Source organism: Mucilaginibacter robiniae, from assembly GCF_012849215.1.
Taxonomy (GTDB): domain Bacteria; phylum Bacteroidota; class Bacteroidia; order Sphingobacteriales; family Sphingobacteriaceae; genus Mucilaginibacter; species Mucilaginibacter robiniae.
This window is the reverse complement of sequence record NZ_CP051682.1, coordinates 1,886,982-1,909,317: the sequence shown is the minus strand read 5'-3', so window position 1 is coordinate 1,909,317 and position 22,336 is coordinate 1,886,982. Positions and strand designations below refer to the sequence as shown.

Below are 22,336 nucleotides of genomic sequence, written 5' to 3'. Positions count from 1 at the left end.
CTTTAGAATCCTATATAACCCGCCATTTTCTTGAACAGTTATTAAGATAGAAATAAGCTGTATGAAAAATCCACAACAGAACTTATCAGCAGAGCAAAGTGAAGAGCTTCTTAACACTTTGAAAAATCGCTTTGAGAAAAATGAGCAACGCCATGCTGGCTTAGAATGGATGCCATTACAAACTAAGATAGAAGCTGATAAGGAAAAACTATGGTCGCTTTATGAAATGGAAAGAACGGGTGGTGAACCGGATGTGGTAGCTTATAATAAAGCAACAGATGAATATGTGTTTTACGATTGTTCAGCGGAAAGCCCCAAAGGCCGCAGGAGTATTTGCTATGACCGGAAAGCTTTAGAGTCCAGAAAAGAAAATAAGCCTGAGAACAGCGCTGTAGATATGGCTGCTAACATGGGTATTCAGCTTTTAACTGAAGAACAATACTGGGAACTGCAGAAGCTCGGAAGCTTTGATGTTAAAACATCAAGCTGGATAGAGACGCCTGCTGACATCAGAAAACTTGGCGGAGCTCTTTTTTGTGACCGCCGTTACAACACCGTCTTTGTATATCATAACGGAGCCGAATCTTACTATGCTGGCAGAGGGTTTCGTGGGTTACTTAAAATTTGAAATCTGTACAAGTACTGTATTATGTGTTTAAATTATGCAGTATATGTCTCCTATTAATCAGGTATAATTAGGACATCTATTTGCTAGCATTAAAGCTTTAACGCTTAGTATAATAGTTTGCCACGAGTTACATTACGTAAACTCGTGGCATTAAAAATTCGTTCTTCTGCCATTATTTTTTCATACTCAATAAATTCACAAACAACCGATAGGCACCAGGTATTCCTGCTGGTAACTCCCGGAAGAAATCCAGTGAAGTGTAAGTAAACCGGCCTTTGCCATAATTGGTGGTGATGAGTGAACCTTTGTTGGGGGCTTCACCGGGATCGTTCATCTCAAATAAGGTTTGGTATTCAGGCGCAATATTGGTCACGAAGTACAAGCCGCGTTCTTGTATCCAGCCTTCAAAATCGGCTTGAGTTATTTTGTTCGGGTAATTTAACAATGGGCTTTGCGGGTTGGTAATGGTTACTTGGGCATTCTCATCAGTAACGCGCTGATTTACTACCTGGAAAGGGTAGGGACCAATTTGCGGTACCACCAGTCCGGCAAAATTATTGTACTGTACTACCAGGTTACCACCATTCTTTACGTAGGCCATTAATTTGGGTTGTTCTACCACCAAACGCTGATCTACGTTATAAGCTCGCACGCCGGTTACAATAGCATCATACACCGATAAGTCGCTATTCATGATCTCGCTTTCGGTCAGAATATGTACTTCATAGCCTATCTGGCGCAAAGCATCGGGTACCAAATCACCAGCACCAGGCAAGTAGCCTATCTTTTTGCCGGCAGTTTTCAAGTCCAAATTAATCAATTTGGCTTGTGCTGGTGGGAACAGCGTAATATTCGGAATATGCTCATACCGGATACGCTGCAAACCCATCGAGTACTGCTGACCATTAACAGTAACTATCGCTTCGGCCGTACGGGTTTCAAAAGGTGTACCTGCTGCGGGGCTTACCTTAAACTCGGCAGTCCATTCTTCATCTTTATGCTTGTTGGTAAAAGGTACATTCGCCGGACTAATCTGCCATCCTGCTATAGGTTTAAGGCTGATGGTGCCGCTGCCATTTACAAAGCTTTTAAGCTTGATTTGAATAGTTTGCGGTTGGCGGGTACTGTACACATAATCTTTGTTCTCCATATTGGCCGTTACTGGCGGGGCTATTTCAATAGGTTGGTAAAGCTCACCCCGTGCAGGGTCAACGTACTTGAACATCAACCGTCGCTCCAGGCGAATAGGCCGGCCTTCTATAATAAAGATATAAGTTACTTTAAGCTGATCTGAGTTTTCCGGGTTGCCGGCTATCTGGTTGTTAGGCAGGGTGTACATACCAATGCCATGTGGGGCTGCCAGCCAGTAGGGTTGTGATATCTTATCCGCATAGGCTTTCAAACGGAAAGTTTGTAATTGGTTAGCTGGTATTACCTGTCCGGGGTCGGCAAAGTGCAGGCTTTGGTGCTGCACTTCCACGCTGCTAAGCTTAACCCGGTTGCTGTAGCGGTTTATGACCTGTGCTTGTATGTTAATGCTGTCACCTAGTGCATAGGTAGGCTCGGTGGCATAACTTTCAAACCACAAACCAGCGCAAGTAGTAATCAAGTTATCCAGCGCCTGTAATTTCTGGTTGCGCCAGTAAGTATCGGGTACTTTCTCAATGCGGGCACGTAATTGAATCAGTGCAGGTACCGATTTTTCAGGTGCATCATCATCAAAGTTTTTACTGATAATACCCAAATGAGTTGCAATATCTTCACCACCTTTTACACGGCTCCAGGTCGTGTTCACGCCATCCATTAAATCCGTTTGAGGAGCATCGCCCAATATGGTTTTAAAGTATTCGGTAGCCTCGCCGCGCTGCCGGGCAGTACCAAAACCTTGTGTACGGTGGTTGGAACGGCTTTCGGCTGCTATTTCACCATAGCTTTTTCCTAAAGCCGGGTTGTAGCTGCCGGCATCCAGCTTAAACTGGTTGGCCGAGGTGGTGTTGGTGCTGCCGAAATTAAAAGTGTTCCACAGCAGGCGTTTGGCTTGCCAAGGCTGTACATATTGTAACTGCTCCGGAAAACGTTTCGGGTCGGCAGCGGCAGCAAAGGCTTCCTGCGCCAGGATGGCCGAGGTGGTATGGTGCCCATGTCCGCCTTCGCCAGTGGTTGGGAAGCGACATATAATTACATCAGGTTTAAAATTGCGGATTACCCATACTACATCACCCAATATCTTTTCCCGATCCCAAATTTTTAAAGTTTCTTCCGGGTTCTTCGAAAAGCCAAAATCGTTGGCTCGGGTAAAAAACTGTTCGGCACCATCCATACGGCGGGCAGCTAAGAGTTCCTGTGTACGGGTTAAGCCTAATAGTTCGCCTTGTTCGTTGCCGATGAGGTTTTGGCCGCCATCACCACGGGTTAATGATAAATAACCTGTACGATAATGCCTTTCTAACGCTAAGTAAGCCAGCAACCGGGTGTTTTCATCATCAGGATGCGCGGCTACATAAAGTACGCTGCCTAATACATTAAGCTTTTTAAAGGTTTGTTTAATGTCAGACAAACTGGTTGTTGGGGCAGTTTGGCCAAAAGCTATACGGGTAAATAAACAAGTTATCAGCAGCAGTCGTAATAGTTTCATATACAGTTAAAAATGCATAAGCCATAATGGCATCATGAATGTACAAATATTAAAAACAAATCAGTAATCCGGCTATTCTCATTAAAAAGTTAATCAGATGATTAGTTTTCTTGTGGTTGAAAGTCAGTACAGTGCAAGATTTATTGAAAGGTGCTTTATTTTAATCAATCGTTTGATTAATTTTGTGTCGGTAAAAGACATGGAAAAAGAAAAGACAGACAAAAAAGATCATATACTGGATGTAGCTGAGCGCGTGTTTGCTGAACATGGCTTTGATGGCGCTTCCACCCGTATGATTTCGGGAGAAGCGGGCGTGAACATGGCTATGCTCAACTATTACTTCGGTTCGAAAGAAGGTTTGTTTCTGGCCATTTTTGAACGGCGCACTGCTACTTTTTATACCCAGCTTCAAGATATAGGCAGCGATGACAGCATTGGCAGTTGGGACAAAGTAGAACAATACCTGAATGCCTACATTGACCGGATATTCACAACCAGCTGTTTTCAAAAAATGTTGTATCAGGAAATGTCTATCAGCCGCCGTGGCGAGCTGACGGATAAGCTGAGCAAAATGCTGATGACGAATGTGATTGAGTTTCGGAAAATTCTGCATGCTGGAATTGAAAAAGGTGAGTTTGCCAGCAACCTGGATACTGATATGATTATAGCTACTGTATTCGGCATTAAAAACTTTATGCTGAATACACCGCAAATGTGTTCCATGATGTTTGGCTATGATATTATGGATCCGCAAAATCTGGACGAAAAGCTAAAACCCCGGGTAAAATCTTACTTCAAAAAATTACTGAAAGCTTACTTAGTAAATGGAAATGACAACTCAAAACAATAACAACCCTAACACTTACCTTTTAAAACGGGTAATAACCAAGCCATTCAGGCAAGGTATTACTGCCCTGCTATCGGGTTTGCTGCTGTTGGGCACTGCAGCCCACGCGCAAGAACGTAGCATTACGCTGGATGAAGCCATCAAGATGGGGCTTGAAAACAGCAAGACGCTTAAACTCTCTCAAGCTAAAATTGATCAGGCGGTATCACAGTACAATCAGGCTAAAGACCGGGCGTTGCCTACCGGTACGGCCAGCTTTTTATACAGCTTTGCAGCTATACCTGCAAACCGCTTGGAATTAGGTCCGGATCAATCATTTAATTTGCCGAAAACGGCTAATGCCAATTTAGGAACTGCTACAGCTGAGGAAGTGCTTTACGGTGGTGGCCGATACCGGTATGCCCGCCAATCAACTAATCTGCTGATACAGGTAGCCCGTTTGGATGCTGAAAAGGATCAGGAACAGATCGCAATTAATATTGTGAATGAGTACTACAATTTGTATAAAGTGCTGCAAAGTAAGAAAGTAGTTGACTCCAACTTAAAAGCTATTGATATACAAATACATCAGGCACAACGCTTTTTTGAACAGGGGCTGGTAACCAAGAATGACGTATTGCGTTTTCAATTACAGCGCGCTAATGTGGAACTGAATGGTATTGATCTGGAAAATAATCGTAAAATCATTAATTATGATTTGATTGTGTTGCTTGGCGTGCCCGAAAGTACTCAGTTTACCATTAACCAAATTAATGATGCCGGACAATCTGTAGCGCCATTAACCAGTTATCTGGATACTGCTTTATCTATCCGGCAGGAGGTGCGCCAACAAGATCTGCGTACACGTGTGGCCGATATTAACATCAAAAATACTGAAGCTAATAAATTGCCTACCATAGCCGCATCAGCTAGCGCTTATTATCTAAATACATCGGCTAATCCGTTTCCACGTAGTGGAAAGTTTATCACCCCGCTTACTGCTGGTTTAGCCGTAAACTGGAATTTTGGTGCTTTATGGTCTAACAAGAATAAGGTAGCAGAGGCTCGCATTCAGCGTGATCAATCAAAAATTGATCGTGATATTATTACTGATAACATAAAAACTGAAGTGAACCGCAACTACCAGGATTACGTAAGAGCGCTTGACAAAATAAAATTGCTGCAAACTTCTATCAATCAGGCAACTGAAAATAACCGTATTCTGGCTTCTAAGTATGCCAACAGCACCGCTTCAGCAACTGACCGTGCTGATGCAGAAACTTTGCTGTACCAGGCACAAACCAATTTGGAATTAGCTAAAGCTGATGCTGGTTTAGCTTATTACAACTTATTAAAAGCAACCGGAAAACTGACAAACAAATAATAACAAAACACAACTCTATAAACAAGATGGCACAGGAACAAGAAATACAACAACAAGAAGCAGAAGAAAAGGCGAAGAAGCCGAACCGCGTGGTACCTATTATATTAGGTATCGTAATTATTGCCGGTTTGATATTCGGCGTACAGAAATATATCTACTCTACCAAGCATGAAGATACTGATGATGCGCAGATTGATGGCGATATCAGCCCGGTAGTATCTCGTGTAGGTGGTTATGTAGATAGCATTTATTTTGAAGATAACCAGCACGTGAACAAAAGCCAGGTACTGGTAAAAATTGATGCCCGTGATTATAAAGTAAAACTGGAGCAAGCTCAGGCTGCTCAAAAAGGTGCTGGCGAAAGTATAGGTGTAGGCCAATCTCAAATTTACTCTAATACAGCCAATGCAGCTAATGCCCGTGCAAACGTGGTATCAGCCCAAGCTCGTTTGGAGAAAGTGCAGAAAGATTATAGTCGTTATGCCAACCTGATTAAGGATGGTTCTATCACCCAGCAACAATTTGATCAATCTAAATCTGATTTAGAAGTAGCTCAGGCTGGCTTACGCGCTGCACGCGATCAGTATAAAGCAGCTCAGGAGCAGGTAGGTGCTACCCGCAACCAATTAAAAGTAACCAGCACCGGCGTATCACAGCGTCAGGCTGATGTTGACTTTGCTAAGCTGCAATTATCTTATACTACGGTATATGCGCCAGCGAGTGGTATAACTTCTAAAAAAACTATTCAATTGGGCCAATTGGTACAGGCTGGTCAAACCCTGTTTTCTATCGTGAATGATAACAGTTTGTATGTAACTGCTAATTTTAAAGAAACTCAGCTGGACAAAATCAGAAACGGGCAGAAGGTAGGAATTGAAGTAGACGCTTATCCTGACATGAAACTGGATGGTACGGTTTACAATTTTTCACCAGCTACAGGCGCTAAGTTTTCTTTGCTGCCACCCGATAATGCTACCGGTAACTTCGTGAAAGTAGTACAACGTATACCGGTTAAAATTAAAATTAATGCCAGCAAAGAAGTAATAGATAAACTGCGTCCGGGTATGAACGTGAACGTATCTGTATCAATTAAAGACTAAAAATTATGGCTGAACAAGGATTTAAGAAATGGATTATTACGATTACGGTAATCACCGCTTCGTTACTGGAGCTGATTGATACCACTATCGTAAACGTATCCTTGCCAACCATACAGGGTAACCTGGGCGCCACGCTTGAAGACGTGGCCTGGGTTACTACCGGCTATGCAGTAGCCAACGTAATTATTCTACCCATGTCGGGTTGGCTGGGTAGCTTTTTCGGACGTAAAAATTACTTTTTAGGTTCGATTATTTTATTTACCATAGCTTCATTTTTATGTGGTAATGCACATTCATTAGTGGAGTTGGTAATGTTCCGTATTTTGCAAGGGGTAGCCGGTGGTGGGTTGATTGCCACAGCGCAAGCCATATTGCTGGAAACCTGGCCGCGCGAGCAGGTGGGTACCGCCACTGCGCTATTTGGTTTGGGTGCGGTAGTAGGCCCAACAGTAGGGCCAACCATTGGTGGTTGGATTACCGATAACTACTCATGGCCCTGGATATTTTATGTAAACTTACCGGTAGGTGCTTTAGCAGCTTTCTTTACCTATACGTTTGTGAAGGCTACGCCTAAAACAGGTCGTGGGCAACCTATTGACTGGTGGGGCATCCTGCTGCTGGCCGTTGCGGTAGGGAGCTTACAAACCATTTTGGAAAAAGGTGAAGAAAAAGACTGGTTTGCCGAACCTTACATTGTAGTACTTACTGTTACTGCCATATTGGGTATCCTGCTGTTTATTTGGCGAGAGATGAGCACCGAGTTCCCTATTGTGAACTTTAGTATCATGCGGCACCGAAGTTTTTCGGTGGGGATGTTTACTTCGTTTGTATTAGGCTTTGGCTTGTACGGTTCGGTATTCGTATTCCCGATATTTTGCCAGAGCTTGCTAGGGTTTTCCGCACAGCAAACTGGTGAGTTATTGTTTCCAGGTGGTTTGTTTACCATATTCATGATGCCGTTTGTAGGTAAAATGCTGAACAAAGGCATACCGGCCCAGTTTATGGCTACCATTGGTATGTTCCTGTTCTTCGTATTTACCCACATGCTGGCTAATTCAACGCTGGAAACCGGTGAAAATGATTTCTTCTGGCCATTGGCTATCCGCGGTATTGGTATGGCCCTGTTGTTTATCCCGTTAACTACCTTAGCTATTGCCGACCTGAAAGGGCCTGAAGTAGGGCAAGGTACCGGTTTAAATAATATGATGCGCCAGTTGGGTGGTTCGTTTGGTATTGCGGCTTTAACTACGCTGATACACATTCGTGAAGGCGTACACCGTAATAACCTGCTTACTAATATAACGCAGTATAACCCGGTGTTAACCCAACGCATACAAGGCAGTATTGCTAACTTTATGGCCCATGGCCGCAGCATGCTGGATGCTACCCGAATGGCTTATGCCGCTGTAGAAGGTACTGTTGCCCGGCAAAGTATGTTGCTCACTTTTGATGACGCATATTGGCTTACCGGTTTAGTAATGCTGTTTTCCATACCCTTGCTATACCTGCAGCCTTTCCGTAAAAATATGAAAGTAGCAGCCGATGCACACTAAAATAAATAAAGCCGCTCCGGTTTGCCCGGAACGGCTTTCAAGTAAAAAATAACAATTAAAAACAAAAGTAACTTTTAAACTCAGCACCTAGTCACTACAAAAGGTGCTGTATGCCTGAAAGCGTGTTTAATCTTTGCTATAAAACTAATGTTTTTAAATTAAACAAGGTAAATAAATTTAATTTACGCCAAAAATAAAGGCCATTAACACGTGTTAATGGCCTTTTATGTTGATAACATTATTAGCTGAAAGCCTTAAAAAATAACTTTCCCGGTTGCTGTTACCAAGGAGGCAATACGTACAGCATCAAAAATACGTTCTTCGGTAGTGCCTAATTTAATCAGGGAATCTTCATGGGCATTTACGCACATTTCGCAACCATTTACGGCAGATATAGCCAGGCTCATCAACTCAAAAAACTCTTTACCGGTTACCGGTTTCATCATCAGCTGCATACGTATGCGGGCTGGTATTTGGGTATATTTTTCCTTCTGGGTAAAATGCCTGAAACGGTAAAATACGTTGTTGGAAGCCAATAAAGAAGCGCAGCCGGCAGCTTCAGCTATATCAGCAGCAGTAGCACCCTGTTGCTCGGCATATTGAGTATAATATTGCGTTAAGGGCTTGTTGTTGTTGTTAATAGCCGTAGTTAAGCCTAACAAAGCACATTCCTTTTCGCTTAAGTGGGCAGAAGTTAATGTACTAGAAAAATTCAATTTCAAATCGCGTAGGTAGCGTGATTCGCCTTTTTCCAGCAGGGTAAGGCTTTCAGTACGATAATTTTTATCAACGCCAACGCTTTCCAGTAGTTCTTGTATTATTTCGGTGCTTTCGCTCATGGTAATAGTCTGATTTTTATGAAAATTTAACAATAAAAAATCCCTGCAGAAAGATCTACAGGGATTATATATATAAAGAATAAATTAGGCGTTGATAGTTTCCTGACCTTTTTCCCAGTTACATGGACAAAGCTCATCGGTTTGCAAGCCGTCCAGTACACGTAAAACTTCTTTTACGTTACGACCTACGTTCAAATCATTAACGCAAACCCAACGTACTACACCTTGTGGGTCAATGATGAAAGTAGCGCGGTAAGCAATTTTTTCAGTTGGTTCCAGGATACCCAAATCTTCAGCTAATGATTTTGAAGTATCAGCCAGCATCGGGAATTTCAAATCACGCAGATCGTCATGATTTTTTCTCCAGGCAGCGTGTACAAACTCAGAATCGGTAGAAGCACCAATAAGGCGGGTATCACGATCACGGAATTCACCATAGTTTTTGTTGAACTCAGCAATTTCGGTAGGGCAAACAAAAGTGAAATCTTTTGGCCACCAAAACATAACCGTCCAAACGTTATCTTCATTTACCAGGAAGTCGGAAGTAATGTCTTCAAACTCTTTACCTTTCTCTATACTAACTACAGCTTTTTTATTAAAAGCCGGAAATTTTTCACCAACTGTTATCATAATGTTTTTTCTATTAGGATTATTACAAAGATAAGTATTCCGTTTAGGAATGTAAATCGAAAAAAGTGATAGTACATCAATAAAATCTATGATGTAAATCACAAAACGCAGTACGGTACTATAAGGAGATATGATTGGATGCTACACCAGTAATAATTATATTGCTAAAGTAGTTACTATTTAACAACCCCTCTGCTATTAAAGCAAAACACGAGTAAAACCGGATGCCACTATTTGTAGTTAATTAACTACTTAAAATGGAAATTACCGAATTAACTGCATTAAAGCAGCAATATAAGCCCGAACGTATTCAGCTTTTGTTTATAGCCGATGGCCGGCCTGTAAACAATAAATATTTTTATCTAAAAAATTCCAACATGTACAAGGCGGTAAAAGCGGCCTTTACACAGGTATTTGGCGAGTTTAATAATGATGAAGAATTTTTACAATTCTTCAAAGAGATGGGTTGCTACTTTGAAAACCTGAGTGCCGCACCTATCAAGAATTTACCTCCACCTGAGCAAAAAGCCGAGCGCACAAAAGGAGTTCAGCCTTTAGCGGAACGCATTGCTGAGCATCAGCCTCGTTTAGTGATTATATCCCTGAAAGTAATTGAAAAGTACGCCCGCGAAGCAATCAGTCTTTCCGGCGTATCCACCATTGAAAATGTAGTGGTTACCCCATTTCCGGTTAAAAGCTTAACCAACGTGAATAACTGTATTAACGGGATTGTAGCCGCATTACGGTCAATTGATTGGGGAATATAATAGGCTTACCACTTACAATATTCTATAAAATATTAAGTAAATCATGGTTAAGTTGAAACCTGCATGCGCCATCATAGCACCGAAAATAGAACCTGACTTTACCTTGCACGCATAAAATAATCGGCTACAAAGAAACATACTGAGTACCCACAAAATACTAGGTATGAAAAGAAACTTCCATACGCCTGCTATATACACAATACCAAAATGAGCCAGGTGTGTTAACCCAAAAGCTAAGCTATCATATATTGATGCTTTGTTTTCACCTTGTTCGGCAACAAAGCATTGATGAACAATACCGCGGTAAAACAACTCTTCCCCAATAGGACTGAAGGTCATGCTGGTTACTGCATAAATGATAAAGTATATTAACCTGTTGCTGGCATTTAGCTGACCGATTGTTGCGCTGTAAGATTTTGCAATATATACAAAACAGTTATGGTAAGTTTTTCCAAAGCTTATATCGCCAATAACAAAAAGAATAAAGCATGCGATAGCACCAATTAAAAACGAGTATAGCAAACTTAAGTAGCTACTCGGCTTTTTAATGCCGATGGTTCTCCGGCCTTGTTTGTTTAGTAGTAAAAAAGGAGCCAACCACATGCACAGAAACACAATAGAAACTGGCGAGTAATTGCCGGTTACATTAGCATGCAAAACAATAATAAACCTGGGTATGCCCAATAATAAAATCAGGACAATACCTAGTGTACTATTGAGTTTAGTTAGCTTGGCCCAGTAGGGTCTTAATAGCTGCGGCCCACTAACAACAGGAGTTTTTTTGAGCATGATAAGGATTATGGCTAAACAGGGTTGATTATTGCTTCAAGGTTTCTTCAAACAGTTTGTAAATACGTTTATACTCATCTGCCCAGCTGCTGGGTTGTACAAAGCCATGATCTTCTACCGGGTAGGAAGCCAGCGTCCAGTTATCTTTATGTAGCTCTATCAACTTCTGCTCTAAACGAACAATGTCCTGATAATTCACATTCTGGTCAACCATGCCGTGGCATAGCAACAGCTTGCCTTTTAAACCGTTGGCAAAATAGATAGGGGAGCTTAGTTTGTAAGCCTTCTCGTCATTATAAGGTTCATTCAAAATGTCGGATGTATAACCATGATTGTAGTGTGCCCAGTCGGTTACTGAGCGTAGGGCCGCACCAGCCGCAAATACATCAGGCGTGGTAAACATGGCCATCAGCGTCATGAAACCGCCGTATGAGCCACCATAAATACCGATATGCTTTGGGTTTACCCCATATTTTTCCACCAATAGTTTAGCGCCATCTACTTGGTCGTCCAAATCTTTGCCGCCCATGTGGCGGTAAATGCCGGTACGCCAGTTGCGGCCATAGCCTGCGCTACCTGTATAATCAATATCCAGTACGGTATAGCCTTTATCGGCCAGCAGGTTATGGAACATATACTCGTGCGAGTAGGAACTCCACCAGTAATGTACGTTTTGCAGGTAACCGGCACCATGTACAAATATTACAGCAGGTTTAGCCGGGTCGGCCTGCTTAGGCACGTACAAACGGGCATAAACTGTACTGCCGTAGCGGTTTTTAAAGGTAATTACCTCAGGTGCCCGCCAAGGGTACGATTCAAATTCGGCTGTAGTAGAATGTGTAATTTGAGTAGCACGAGCTTTGGCCTTGTTGGGTTGTAAATAAAGCTCCCAAGGCTTATTGGAATAGGAGTAACGTATAGCCAGCCATTTTTCATCGGACGATAAGCTTACCTCGTTACCGCCTTTCATACCCGTTAGTTGAACGGGTGTACCACCAGTAACCGGCAATCGGTAAAAATGAGTAATACCCGGATGCTCTAGGTTGGCGGTGAAGTAAAAGGTCTTTTTATCGTTAGATAGTTGCAACGTTTGTACTTCCCAATTGCCGCTGGTAATTTGCTTTTTAGCGCCCGTGGTTACATCGGCTACATAAATGTGCGAATAGCCACTGGCTTCGCTCTGGTAATAAAAGTGAGTGTTATCCAGCCAACCGATGTTGCCGCCGCTATAACCGCCGCCAATACCAGGGCCAGCAATCCAAGCTTCATCCCGTTGCCGGTCTAGTAAGGCTAACTGGCCGGTTTGTGCATCCAGGCGCATCATCCAACGGTCTTTATTATCTTGAGAAGATACTACAGCAACGGCATTCTTTCCATCTTCACTCCAATAAGGCCCTTGTACCACTACCTGGCGGTTTTCATTACGGTGGGTACGTTCTTCCAGTTGTTGCGGATAATCTTTTACATAGTCAGGCAAATCTTTAATGCCCTGAATATTAGCAGTTGTTATAGCATATACCGTATACCGTATCACGCTGCCTATCGAAAATAAATGTTTGTGAGGTGGTTTGCGGTCCGCCTACTTTAGCACGGTTTGCAATATCCTCCGTATAGCCCGATGCGGTTACATAATTGGGTACAATGGTCGATTTGGCTCCATCGGCTGGTTTAACTAACCGATAAGTTATATAGCGACCACTAGGGCTTAATTGCACAAAGCTTAAGTACTGGTCGCCAATGGCAATTTCTTTCAGGCGCTTGGGTTGTAATTCGCGGCGTTCAGTGGTATTCAGGCGTTCGTTTTTAGCTTGGTCGCGTATTACTTCAAATAATTCCGTTTGCTCGTTGCGCAACCAACGGTCTTGCGCATTGCCTCCACCTTGTGCTCCAGTGTTGCTGTTTTGCTGAGCATTACCCTGCCGACCGGCATTGCGGCCTCCACGCTGACCAGCACCCCCTGTTGCCACTGGCAAACTAATAGCTGACTGAGTAAAGTTAGTGAGCTGTGTAAGTTGCCCGTTGTTTAAACTGAGGGCGTATAAATTATCATTGCGTAGAAAAACAACCTGGGTTTCATTCCCACTAAACGCCGGATTACTTTCCCGTTCGGTAGTGCTCGTGAGTTGCGTTGTTCGGTGAGTATTTAGGTTAAATAGAAAAATATCACCATTGTGTTCAAATACTTTTATCGTATGCTTTTTATTCCAATCGCCGTTGCTAGGTAGGTTACGTCTTTCTTCCAACGTAGCTGGTTGCGGAACTGTACTGCCGGGTATAAGACTGTACAACGAGTTGCGCCCGGTATGCTGCGGATCCCAATCAAAATATACTTTTTTGCTATCATCGCTCCACCTAACGTTTTCGGGCGAGGTTCCCATCCATTTAGGGTCGCTCATTATTTTTTCAATCGTCAAGGTTTCCAGCTTTTGTGCCGATGCATAGCTGGCAGCGGTGATGAGGAGTAGCGTAAAAGTTTTTTTCATATCTTGTACAGGTAAGCGCGTGGCTATAAATATACCAGCATTTTATAGAACCCGATAGGCGAATACTATTTTAGCTACTTAACTCTTATCCTAATGAAAATTCAGGGATCAACTTTCACATTGCGTGAGTGGCACTGGGAAGATGCTTTGCCTTTGCAACATCATGCCAACAATTCTTTGATTACCGATTGCCTGACGGATCGGTTTCCAAACCCATACACCCTGGAAGATGCCGTAAAGTGGATTGCTGCCCGGCAGAACCAAGACCCCATGATAAATTTTGCTATAGCTGACCTGGATAGTGATAAAGTAATAGGCGGTATTGGCCTGGAACTACAACAAGATATTTACCGCCAAACGCCTTTACTAGGTTACTGGCTAGGCGAAGAGTATTGGGGGCGAGGTATTGTAACTGAAGCTACCCGGTTATTAACCGCTTATGCTTTTGATACCCTGGAGGCTATTTGTGTACAGGCGCGTGTATTAAGTAAAAACCCGGCTTCGATGCGGGTGCTTGAAAAAGCCGGTTACGTAAAGCAAGGCGTTTTGCAACACTCGGTTGTTAAAGCCGGTAAAATTTTAGATGAGCACTTGTATGCTATATGGAAATGAAAAAAGCATTCTTGTATGTAGAATGCTTTTATAAAAATGCTTAGCAGCTGAATGCTGCCTATAAGCTGCAGTAGTTAATTAAAACTGGTTAAGTTAATACTAAACACCAGCACAGAATTTGCCGGAATTTTAGTTTGAGCCACGTTGCCGTAACCATAGGCTGATGGAATAAATAAGATAATTTGACCACCAGAGTTTATATAAGGTACACCAATCTGCCATCCAGCAATAAGCCTGTTTAAAGGATTGTTGGTGATGGTGCCGCTATCAAAAGTGGTACCATCCAGCAGTTTGCCGGTATAAGTGGCGGTGATAGAGGAACTAAGGGTAGGGTAAGTGCCTGTTCCTTGCTTTACAATAGAGTAATATACGCCTGAAGGGTCTTTTGTAGCGGTGATGTTAGCTGCTTTAATGGCCGCTTGTATAAGAGCATCGTCGGTAGCGGCTTGTGCACTGGTATCGGTGCCCGTAGTATGGTCTTTCAGGCAACTGGTAAAGCTTACAATAATGGTAAATAGTAAAAGTACTAGCGAATATTTTTTCATGAATAAGGATGAGCAAATAGGTAGTTATGCAGCTAATGCTTAAAGCAAGCTGCATAACTAATAGGATATACATAAGGTTGTTAAACCTAAAAGCAGCTTTTATTTAAAGCCAATCAGATCGATGGTAAATACCAGTACCGAGTTGGCCGGTATATTATCTTGCTTGGCAGTGCCATAGCCAAGTGCTGAGGGTACCAGCAGTAAAATACGGCCACCTACATTAATGTGAGGAATACCAATTTGCCAGCCTTGTATCAAACCTGATAACGGTGAATAGCTTAAGCTACTGGTTTCAAAAACGGTACCATCCAGCAGTTTGCCGGTATAGTTTACGCTAACGTTCGAGTTAGAATTAGGGTAATTGCCCGTTCCCGGCGTAATTATCTGGTAATACAAGCCCGAGGCATCTTTGGTAGCCTTGATGTTGTTGGCTTTGATGTAAGCCTGGATTTTAGCATCATCATCGGTAGCTTGTTCTGTAGTACTTTCGTCTTTTTTACAGCCGGAAAAAATGAGCGTGATAAAGCAGCAAATTAGGGTGATTTGTTTCATATAACCGCTAAACGTTTTTTATGCTTAATTCTTGTAACTGAGCCTCAGAAATTTTTGAAGGCGAATCGATCATCACGTCACGGCCCGAATTGTTTTTTGGGAAAGCAATTACATCACGGATAGAATCCAGCCCGGCAAAGATGGAACACAAGCGGTCGAACCCTAAAGCAATACCTCCATGCGGTGGCGCGCCATATTCAAAAGCATCCATCAAAAAGCCAAATTGTTTTTGTGCTTCTTCTGGCGAAAAGCCTAGGTGCTGGAACATTAAAGCCTGCAATTTACGGTCGTGAATACGGATAGAGCCACCACCAACTTCAATACCGTTAATCACCATATCGTAAGCATTGGCGCGTACATCATCAGGGTTCGTGTCTAGCAAGGTAATATCTTCCGGTTTTGGTGAAGTAAACGGGTGGTGCATGGCATGATGGCGCTGTGTTTCTTCATTCCACTCCAGCAACGGAAAATCAAGTACCCATAATGGTGCAAACTGATCTTTGTTGCGCAGCCCTAAACGGGTACCCATTTCCAAGCGCAGTTCGTTCATCTGCTTGCGCACTTTATCTTTAGCACCAGCTAATACCAAAACTAAATCGCCTGGTTTGGTATCCATTGCTGCCGACCATTTTTTCAGTTCCTCTTCGTTGTAAAACTTATCAACCGACGATTTTAATGAGCCATCATCATTATGGCGTAGGTAAATTAAACCGGTAGCGCCAATTTGCGGACGTTTCAGCCACTCGGTTAATTCATCCAGTTGTTTACGGGTGTAGCCGGCGCTGCCTTTGGCATTGATAGCAACTATTAATTCGGCATTATCAAATACACCAAAGTTTTTGCCTTTTACAATGTCGTTCAGTTCTACAAACTCCATCCCGAAGCGTACATCTGGTTTATCAGAACCATACAAACGCATAGCATCAGCATATTGCATCCGCGGAAAGGTATCCAGCTCAATACCTTTAATGGTTTTGAACAAGTGGCGGGCCATACCTTCAAATATATTCAGAATGTCTTCTTGGGTAATAAACGACATCTCGCAGTCAATCTGCGTAAACTCCGGCTGACGGTCAGCCCGCAAGTCTTCATCTCTAAAACATTTAACAATCTGGAAATAACGGTCAAACCCACTTACCATCAGCAATTGCTTAAAGGTTTGCGGCGATTGCGGTAGTGCATAAAACTCACCCTGGTTCATGCGGCTGGGCACCACAAAGTCGCGGGCACCTTCCGGGGTCGATTTAATCAGCACCGGCGTTTCCACTTCAATAAAGTTTAGTTCGTCTAAGTACTTACGGATTTCCTGAGCTATTTTGTGACGCAGCAATAGGTTGTTGCGTATTGGGTTACGACGTAAATCCAGGTAGCGGTATTTGGCCCGCAGTTCCTCACCACCGTCAGTTTCGTCTTCAATCAAAAACGGCGGAATTTTGGCTTCGTTCAGTATTTCCAGGCTTTCTACGCCAATTTCAATATCGCCGGTAGGTATTTTAGGGTTCTTGTTAAAACGCTCCAGTACTTTGCCGCTTACTTTAATTACAAATTCGCGGCCCAGGTTACGGCCGGCTTCGCGCAAAGAGGCATCCGTGTCGGTGTTTAATACCAGTTGTGTCAGGCCATAGCGGTCGCGCACATCAATAAACGTAGTTCCGCCTAAGTCGCGTGATTTTTGTACCCATCCGCACAATGTAACCGACTGGCCTAAATGGCTCATATTTAATTCGCCGCAAGTATGTGTTCTTAACATAAGTACCCTTTATATAAATTCTGCAAAAGTAGGAATTTAGTCGGTAAGTGGTAAGTGGATAAGCCAGAAAGATGAGTGAATAACTAAATATGTTACAGGAATAAGGATTTTAAAGAATGAGCGTGCTAGCTGTTAACTTGCTTTTTACTTTAAAACATAGTATTTCACCACCTGTTATTAGCCCAGCGTCAAGCTTACAGGAATATGAAAATAAAAGGATTTTTGCTGTTGTTATTAACGGGTTTTGGAAGTTACCATACTACTCATGCGCAAACGAAACAGGCAGATGCACGCTTAGTGCAGGTGTATCAGTCAACCCTAATGTGGAACGGTATTGTTACTAGCCCTGATGGGCGGGCTTTTGTTTGCTTTCCGCATGTAGAAGGGGTGCCTGCTGTAAGTATTGCTGAAATAAAGCCCAGTAGTCAAACGGCTCCTTATCCTGACGTAGCTTGGAATGTTTGGAAAAAAGGAAGCAACGCTCAGCATGCTTTTGTAAGAACCAATTCACTTCGATTTGGCCCGGATGGTAACCTTTGGATTATTGATACAGGTCAGCCTAAACAAGGTGAATCCGTAGTAAAAGACGGACCTAAGCTGGTATCAATTAATACCAAGCTGAACAAAGTAGTTCGAATCATCCCATTAGGTGGCGTGGTAAAGCAGAAAAGCTTTCTGGATGATTTTCGTTTCAATGGCGAACACTTGTACATTACTGATGCTGGTGAACCGGGTTTGATTGTGCTTGATTTAAAAACCGGCAAAGGCCGGCGAGTATTGGATAATGACCGTTCTACCACCGATCAGCGACCGATGATGGCTGAGGGGAAAGTAATGGTAAAAGCCAACGGCAAACAAGAGCGCCTGCATGCCGACCAATTGGAGTTATCGCCTGACGGTCAGATATTATACTTTCAGCCGGCATCTGGACCTATGTGGCGCATTGAAACCCGTTTGCTGGATAACCCAGCTATGTTATCTGCTCAACTTGCTAAACAGGTAAAATTGTTTTATAATACACCTACCACCGGAGGTACTTGTATTGATGCTGAGGGTAACTTGTATGTAACGGATGCTAACCAATTACGCATTTTAAAAATTACACCTCAAGGTCAAGCCTCAACCTTGATACGCGATCCGCGTTTGCTGTGGGCTGATGCTTTATGGATTGACGATCAAGGATATTTGTGGATACCAACCAATCAGCAAAACCGTAGTGCTAATTACAAAACTTCTGTAAAAGCTAAATACCCGGTTTACATTTACAAAATGAAGCTAGGGGCAAAGCCTGTCAGAAGATAACGCGAAGCTATGAAGCGTAGGAGTTAAAACTGGTAATGCTTGCTCATAGCTTAGCTTTATAAAAGCAAGGTAAGGGAGATACTATTTCAAAAACTTTCCTGACTTTTACCGTGATGAATAACCTGCCGCCATTAGCCGAACGCATGCGCCCCAAAACGCTCGATGATTATGTAGGGCAAAAACATTTGGTGGGGCCGGGTGCCGTGTTGCGTAAAGCTATTGAATCAGGCAACTTACCTTCCATGATTTTTTGGGGACCGCCGGGTGTAGGTAAAACCACGCTGGCGTATATCATTTCACAAAGCCTGAACCGGCCGTTTTTTGCATTGAGCGCCATTAATTCGGGCGTGAAAGATGTGCGTGAGGTAATTGAACGGGCATCGTTGCTGAAACAAGGCGGACAAACATTGCCGGTGCTGTTTATTGATGAGATACATCGTTTCTCCAAATCACAGCAAGACTCGCTGCTGGGTGCGGTAGAGCGGGGCATTGTAACGCTGATTGGCGCCACTACCGAAAACCCATCATTTGAGGTAATTTCGGCTTTGCTGTCGCGATGCCAGGTCTATATTTTACAGCATTTGCATGAGGATGATTTGATTAACCTGCTGCAAAAAGCCATGCAAGATGATGAAGTGCTTCAGCAAAAAAATATTACCATCCGCGATTACGAAGCACTGCTGCGCCTATCAGGAGGTGATGCCCGCAAGCTGCTGAATATTTTTGAGTTGCTGATTAATGCCATAGATAGCCCCGAGATTATAGTAACCAACGAGGCCGTGCTGGAAAACGTGCAGCAAAATATGGCCTTGTACGATAAAGCCGGCGAGCAGCATTACGATATTATTTCGGCTTTCATTAAATCTATGCGGGGTAGTGACCCGAATGGGGCGGTGTACTGGCTGGCCCGAATGCTGGTTGGCGGCGAAGACCCGCTGTTTATTGCCCGGCGTATGCTCATCCTAGCCTCTGAAGATATTGGCAATGCCAACCCTAATGCCCTATTGCTGGCGCAAAGCTGCTTTGAAGCCGTTAATGTAATTGGTATGCCGGAGGCGCGTATTATTCTGTCGCAAACAGCCGTTTACCTGGCTACCTCAGCCAAAAGCAATGCTAGCTATATGGCTATTGATACAGCCATGGCTTTGGTAAAACAAACCGGCGATTTGCCCATACCGCTACATTTACGTAATGCGCCAACCAAGCTGATGAAAAACATAGGTTACGGTAAAGATTATAAATATGCCCATAGCTACGAAGGCAACTTTACCGATCAGGATTTTTTGCCCGATGCTATTAAAGGTACCCAGTTGTACGAACCAGGCAATAACGCCCGCGAAAATGAAGCTCGTGAAAAGCTGAAAAAACTGTGGGGCAACCGGTATAAGTACTAATTGCCGATAGGTTAATTACGAACGTTAGTTGTTCGCAATCGTACAGTTAAAGTTTTGGTTTGTGTGCTATTGTGCTGATAGTTAAGCCACTACTTGTATGGCATAGATTTCATGGTGGGTAAACGGACTTTTAATTTTTATCCTCATGATTAAAAATTACTTTAAAACCGCATGGCGCAGCTTGTGGAAGAACAAAGCCTTTTCAGCATTAAATATTGCGGGCCTGACTATAGGTATGGTTGGTGCCTTGTTGATATTTGCCTGGGTACAAAATGAGTTAAGCTACGATCAGTTTCATGCCAATAAGGCCACTTTGTACAAAGTATGGAACCGTACCAGGAAAACGGGCAATAACCCCATAGGTTGCTGGGATGTTACTACAGGTGCTATTGGACCAGCCTTACAACAGGAATTTCCGGAGGTGAAATCTGTTGCCCGGGTTTACTGGCCTACCAACCGGCTGTTTAACTATGCCGATAAAGCCATTATGGCTACAGGGCTTGATGTAGATAAGCCTTTCTTAACCATGTTCAGTTTTCCGCTACTAGAGGGAAATGCCAGTCATGTTTTAGACGATGTAAATGGTATTGTATTAACAGAAACACTAGCCAGAAAAATATTTGGCAGCGCCGACCCTGTTAATAAAATGGTAAAAATCAATAACCAGAGTAGTTACAAAGTTACCGGTGTTCTAAAAGATCTACCCAACAATACACAATTTGATTTTGAATACCTTGTATCGTCAGCCAGCAATCAGCAGTTTAAGTACGATGAAGCACGCTGGAACACGAACAGCTATAACACGTATGTGCAGTTACAGCCCGGTACAAACCTAAACCGCTTTAATGCTAAAATTAAAAACTTAGTAATCAAGCATGATTCCAGCACCAACACAGAACTGTTTTTGCATCCTATCAGCCAATGGCATTTGTATTCGCGTTTTGAGAATGGCAAAGTAGCCGGTGGACAGATTGAATCTGTAAGGCTTATATTTACCATTGCCTGCCTGATTCTGCTGATTGCTTGTATCAACTTTATGAACCTGAGTACGGCCCGAAGTGAGAAGCGGGCTAAAGAAGTAGGGGTGCGTAAAGTAATCGGAGCTAGCCGGATAGCCCTGATTAGGCAGTTTTTAGCAGAGTCTTGGTTAATTGCAGCAGTGGCGGGTGTAATGGCCTTGCTTTTAGTGCAACTTTGCCTGCCGGGCTTCAATCAACTTACTAATAAAAAGTTGTTTATCAATTATAGTAGTCCGGCATTGTGGCTGTTCTTGATGGGTTTTATTACCATTACCGGTTTGCTGGCGGGTAGTTACCCGGCTTTTTTCCTGTCTTCATTCCGGCCGGTGAAAGTACTTAAAGGTGCTTTTAAAGAGCATAATGCTATCTTTTCGCCTCGAAAGTTGCTGGTGGTTATCCAGTTTACGGTGGCCATTGTTTTAATCGTATCTACCTTGGTTATTTACCGGCAAGTAAAGTATGTACAGGAACGTGACAACGGCTACGCAGCAAATAACCTGGTTGAACATCCCATTAATGGTGATATTGGCAAAAACTACGAAGTCATAAAAAACGAATTAATCAATAGCGGTGCGGCAGTTGGGGTATGTAAAACCAGTTTATCAGTTACTGTTGATGGCAGTAGCACCAGCGGCATACAATGGGGCGATATGAGCCCCGACCACATGCAAGTCAACTTTAGTCAATTTGCCACCACAGGCGATTTCGTAAAAACTGTTGGTTTAAAATTATTAGCAGGACGCGATATCAACTTAACGCAGCACCCGGGCGATACGGCCAGTGTGGTTATCAATGAGGCTGCTGCTAAAGCAATAGGTTACAAGAACCCCATTGGCCAAGCTATATATTACAGTAAAGTGCCTGTTACAATAGTAGGTGTAATTAAAGATTTTATCATCAATTCACCTTATCAGCCTGTAGGGCCTATGCTGGTGTTCGGTTCAAAAACGTGGTGGTATAACACGGTTTCTTTCCGACTTAATCCGCATAAACCAGTGTCAAAAAGTTTGGATTTAGCCGGGCAGATTTTTAGAAAGTACAACCCGGCCTATCCTTTTCAGTACTACTTTGTGGATGAAGAGTACAACGAGAAGTTTAAAGATGCAGAACGCACTGGCGCATTAGCAGCTGTGTTTGCCGGTTTAACCATTGTGATATCTTGCTTGGGGTTGTTCGGGTTGGCTGCTTACATGGCCGAAAGCCGATCAAAAGAAATTGGTATACGCAAAGTTTTGGGTGCCAGTGTGCAAAGCATTATCCAACTGCTTACCCGTGAGTTTGCTATGCTGGTGATTATTGCCATTGTGATTGCAACACCAATTGGTTGGTATGCCATGAACAAGTGGCTGCAAGATTACCAATATCGTATCAGCATCAATTGGAGCCTATTTGCCCTAGCCGGATCAGTGGCTGTTGTTATTGCCATGATTACGGTAAGCTCACAGGCGCTTAAAGCAGCCATGATTAACCCGGTAAAAAGCATTAAGGCCGAGTGAAGCTAGGTAATGTTTGATATATTGCGTTAAGT

General features: G+C 43.1%; 19 protein-coding genes. 10 read left to right on the top strand and 9 right to left on the bottom strand.

The window, feature by feature from the left end; all coding sequences use genetic code 11:
• Window positions 1–61: 61 nt before the first annotated feature.
• Complete coding sequence (locus HH214_RS08380; protein WP_169606894.1) at window positions 62–628, top strand: DUF4256 domain-containing protein; 567 nt, start codon at window positions 62–64, stop codon at window positions 626–628.
• Window positions 629–800: 172 nt separating this feature from the next.
• Here the strand turns inward: HH214_RS08380 and HH214_RS08375 are convergent, their stop codons facing one another.
• Entirely contained in the window at window positions 801–3,263 is a 2,463-nt protein-coding gene (locus HH214_RS08375; RefSeq protein ID WP_169606893.1) for a PIG-L family deacetylase, read from the bottom strand.
• A 97-nt stretch (window positions 3,264–3,360) separates the two neighbouring features.
• Between HH214_RS08375 and HH214_RS08370 the strand changes: the two genes are divergently transcribed.
• From HH214_RS08370 to HH214_RS08355, 4 genes are read left to right on the top strand one after another with little or no spacing between them, the layout of a single operon-like run.
• A complete protein-coding gene (locus HH214_RS08370) occupies window positions 3,361–4,113 on the top strand; it encodes a TetR/AcrR family transcriptional regulator (protein WP_169606892.1) in 753 nt (250 codons plus the stop codon).
• Window positions 4,088–5,473: a TolC family protein gene (locus HH214_RS08365; RefSeq protein WP_248282239.1), complete on the top strand. Its 1,386-nt coding sequence runs from the start codon at window positions 4,088–4,090 to the stop codon at window positions 5,471–5,473. The genes HH214_RS08370 and HH214_RS08365 overlap by 26 nt, the downstream gene beginning before the upstream one ends.
• Window positions 5,474–5,499: 26 nt before the next feature.
• Window positions 5,500–6,573, top strand: a complete 1,074-nt coding sequence (locus tag HH214_RS08360; RefSeq protein WP_169606891.1) for an HlyD family secretion protein — start codon at window positions 5,500–5,502, stop codon at window positions 6,571–6,573.
• Between the two features lie 5 nt (window positions 6,574–6,578).
• Window positions 6,579–8,126: a DHA2 family efflux MFS transporter permease subunit gene (locus HH214_RS08355; protein WP_169606890.1), complete on the top strand. Its 1,548-nt coding sequence runs from the start codon at window positions 6,579–6,581 to the stop codon at window positions 8,124–8,126.
• 254 nt (window positions 8,127–8,380) lie between these two features.
• On the opposite strand, the gene HH214_RS08350 is transcribed toward HH214_RS08355, so the two are convergent.
• Together HH214_RS08350 and HH214_RS08345 are read right to left on the bottom strand one after the other, a co-directional pair.
• The gene (locus tag HH214_RS08350) at window positions 8,381–8,965 is read right to left on the bottom strand and encodes a carboxymuconolactone decarboxylase family protein (protein ID WP_169606889.1); all 585 of its coding nucleotides are present in this window, start codon (window positions 8,963–8,965) and stop codon (window positions 8,381–8,383) included.
• 84 nt (window positions 8,966–9,049) lie between these two features.
• The gene (locus HH214_RS08345; RefSeq protein ID WP_169606888.1) at window positions 9,050–9,595 is read right to left on the bottom strand and encodes a peroxiredoxin; all 546 of its coding nucleotides are present in this window, start codon (window positions 9,593–9,595) and stop codon (window positions 9,050–9,052) included.
• Between the two features lie 257 nt (window positions 9,596–9,852).
• On the opposite strand from HH214_RS08345, the gene HH214_RS08340 reads away from it, so the two are divergent.
• On the top strand, window positions 9,853–10,362 hold the full coding sequence (locus HH214_RS08340) for a hypothetical protein (RefSeq protein ID WP_169606887.1): 510 nt from the start codon (window positions 9,853–9,855) through the stop codon (window positions 10,360–10,362).
• Between the two features lie 12 nt (window positions 10,363–10,374).
• Here HH214_RS08340 and HH214_RS08335 read toward each other — a convergent pair whose 3' ends face one another.
• The 3 genes from HH214_RS08335 to HH214_RS22070 are packed head-to-tail and all read right to left on the bottom strand — an operon-like array spanning window position 10,375 to window position 13,634.
• Window positions 10,375–11,151 carry a CPBP family intramembrane glutamic endopeptidase gene (locus HH214_RS08335; RefSeq protein ID WP_169606886.1) on the bottom strand — a complete coding sequence of 259 codons (777 nt, stop codon included), beginning with the start codon at window positions 11,149–11,151 and terminating at the stop codon, window positions 10,375–10,377.
• 28 nt (window positions 11,152–11,179) lie between these two features.
• Complete coding sequence (locus tag HH214_RS22075) at window positions 11,180–12,685, bottom strand: S9 family peptidase (protein WP_248282238.1); 1,506 nt, start codon at window positions 12,683–12,685, stop codon at window positions 11,180–11,182.
• A complete protein-coding gene (locus tag HH214_RS22070) occupies window positions 12,648–13,634 on the bottom strand; it encodes a DPP IV N-terminal domain-containing protein (RefSeq protein ID WP_248282237.1) in 987 nt (328 codons plus the stop codon). The genes HH214_RS22075 and HH214_RS22070 overlap by 38 nt, the downstream gene beginning before the upstream one ends.
• Before the next feature lie 93 nt (window positions 13,635–13,727).
• Here HH214_RS22070 and HH214_RS08325 point away from each other — a divergent pair, with 93 nt between their 5' ends.
• The gene (locus HH214_RS08325; RefSeq protein WP_169606885.1) at window positions 13,728–14,246 is read left to right on the top strand and encodes a GNAT family N-acetyltransferase; all 519 of its coding nucleotides are present in this window, start codon (window positions 13,728–13,730) and stop codon (window positions 14,244–14,246) included.
• Window positions 14,247–14,320: 74 nt separating this feature from the next.
• On the opposite strand, the gene HH214_RS08320 is transcribed toward HH214_RS08325, so the two are convergent.
• The 3 genes from HH214_RS08320 to aspS all read right to left on the bottom strand — a co-directional run bounded on the left by HH214_RS08320 (window position 14,321) and on the right by aspS (window position 17,093).
• Window positions 14,321–14,791 (bottom strand): FKBP-type peptidyl-prolyl cis-trans isomerase, encoded by a 471-nt coding sequence (locus tag HH214_RS08320; RefSeq protein WP_169606884.1) that lies wholly within the window; start codon window positions 14,789–14,791, stop codon window positions 14,321–14,323.
• Between the two features lie 99 nt (window positions 14,792–14,890).
• Window positions 14,891–15,343, bottom strand: coding sequence for an FKBP-type peptidyl-prolyl cis-trans isomerase (locus tag HH214_RS08315; RefSeq protein ID WP_169606883.1), 453 nt, complete (start codon window positions 15,341–15,343; stop codon window positions 14,891–14,893).
• Window positions 15,344–15,350: 7 nt separating this feature from the next.
• Entirely contained in the window at window positions 15,351–17,093 is a 1,743-nt protein-coding gene (gene aspS / locus HH214_RS08310; RefSeq protein ID WP_169606882.1) for an aspartate--tRNA ligase, read from the bottom strand.
• Between the two features lie 204 nt (window positions 17,094–17,297).
• Between aspS and HH214_RS08305 the strand changes: the two genes are divergently transcribed.
• The 3 genes from HH214_RS08305 to HH214_RS08295 all read left to right on the top strand — a co-directional run bounded on the left by HH214_RS08305 (window position 17,298) and on the right by HH214_RS08295 (window position 22,304).
• Entirely contained in the window at window positions 17,298–18,395 is a 1,098-nt protein-coding gene (locus HH214_RS08305) for an SMP-30/gluconolactonase/LRE family protein (protein WP_169606881.1), read from the top strand.
• Between the two features lie 113 nt (window positions 18,396–18,508).
• Window positions 18,509–19,789, top strand: a complete 1,281-nt coding sequence (locus HH214_RS08300; protein ID WP_169606880.1) for a replication-associated recombination protein A — start codon at window positions 18,509–18,511, stop codon at window positions 19,787–19,789.
• Between the two features lie 145 nt (window positions 19,790–19,934).
• On the top strand, window positions 19,935–22,304 hold the full coding sequence (locus tag HH214_RS08295) for an ABC transporter permease (protein ID WP_169606879.1): 2,370 nt from the start codon (window positions 19,935–19,937) through the stop codon (window positions 22,302–22,304).
• Window positions 22,305–22,336 lie beyond the last annotated feature (32 nt).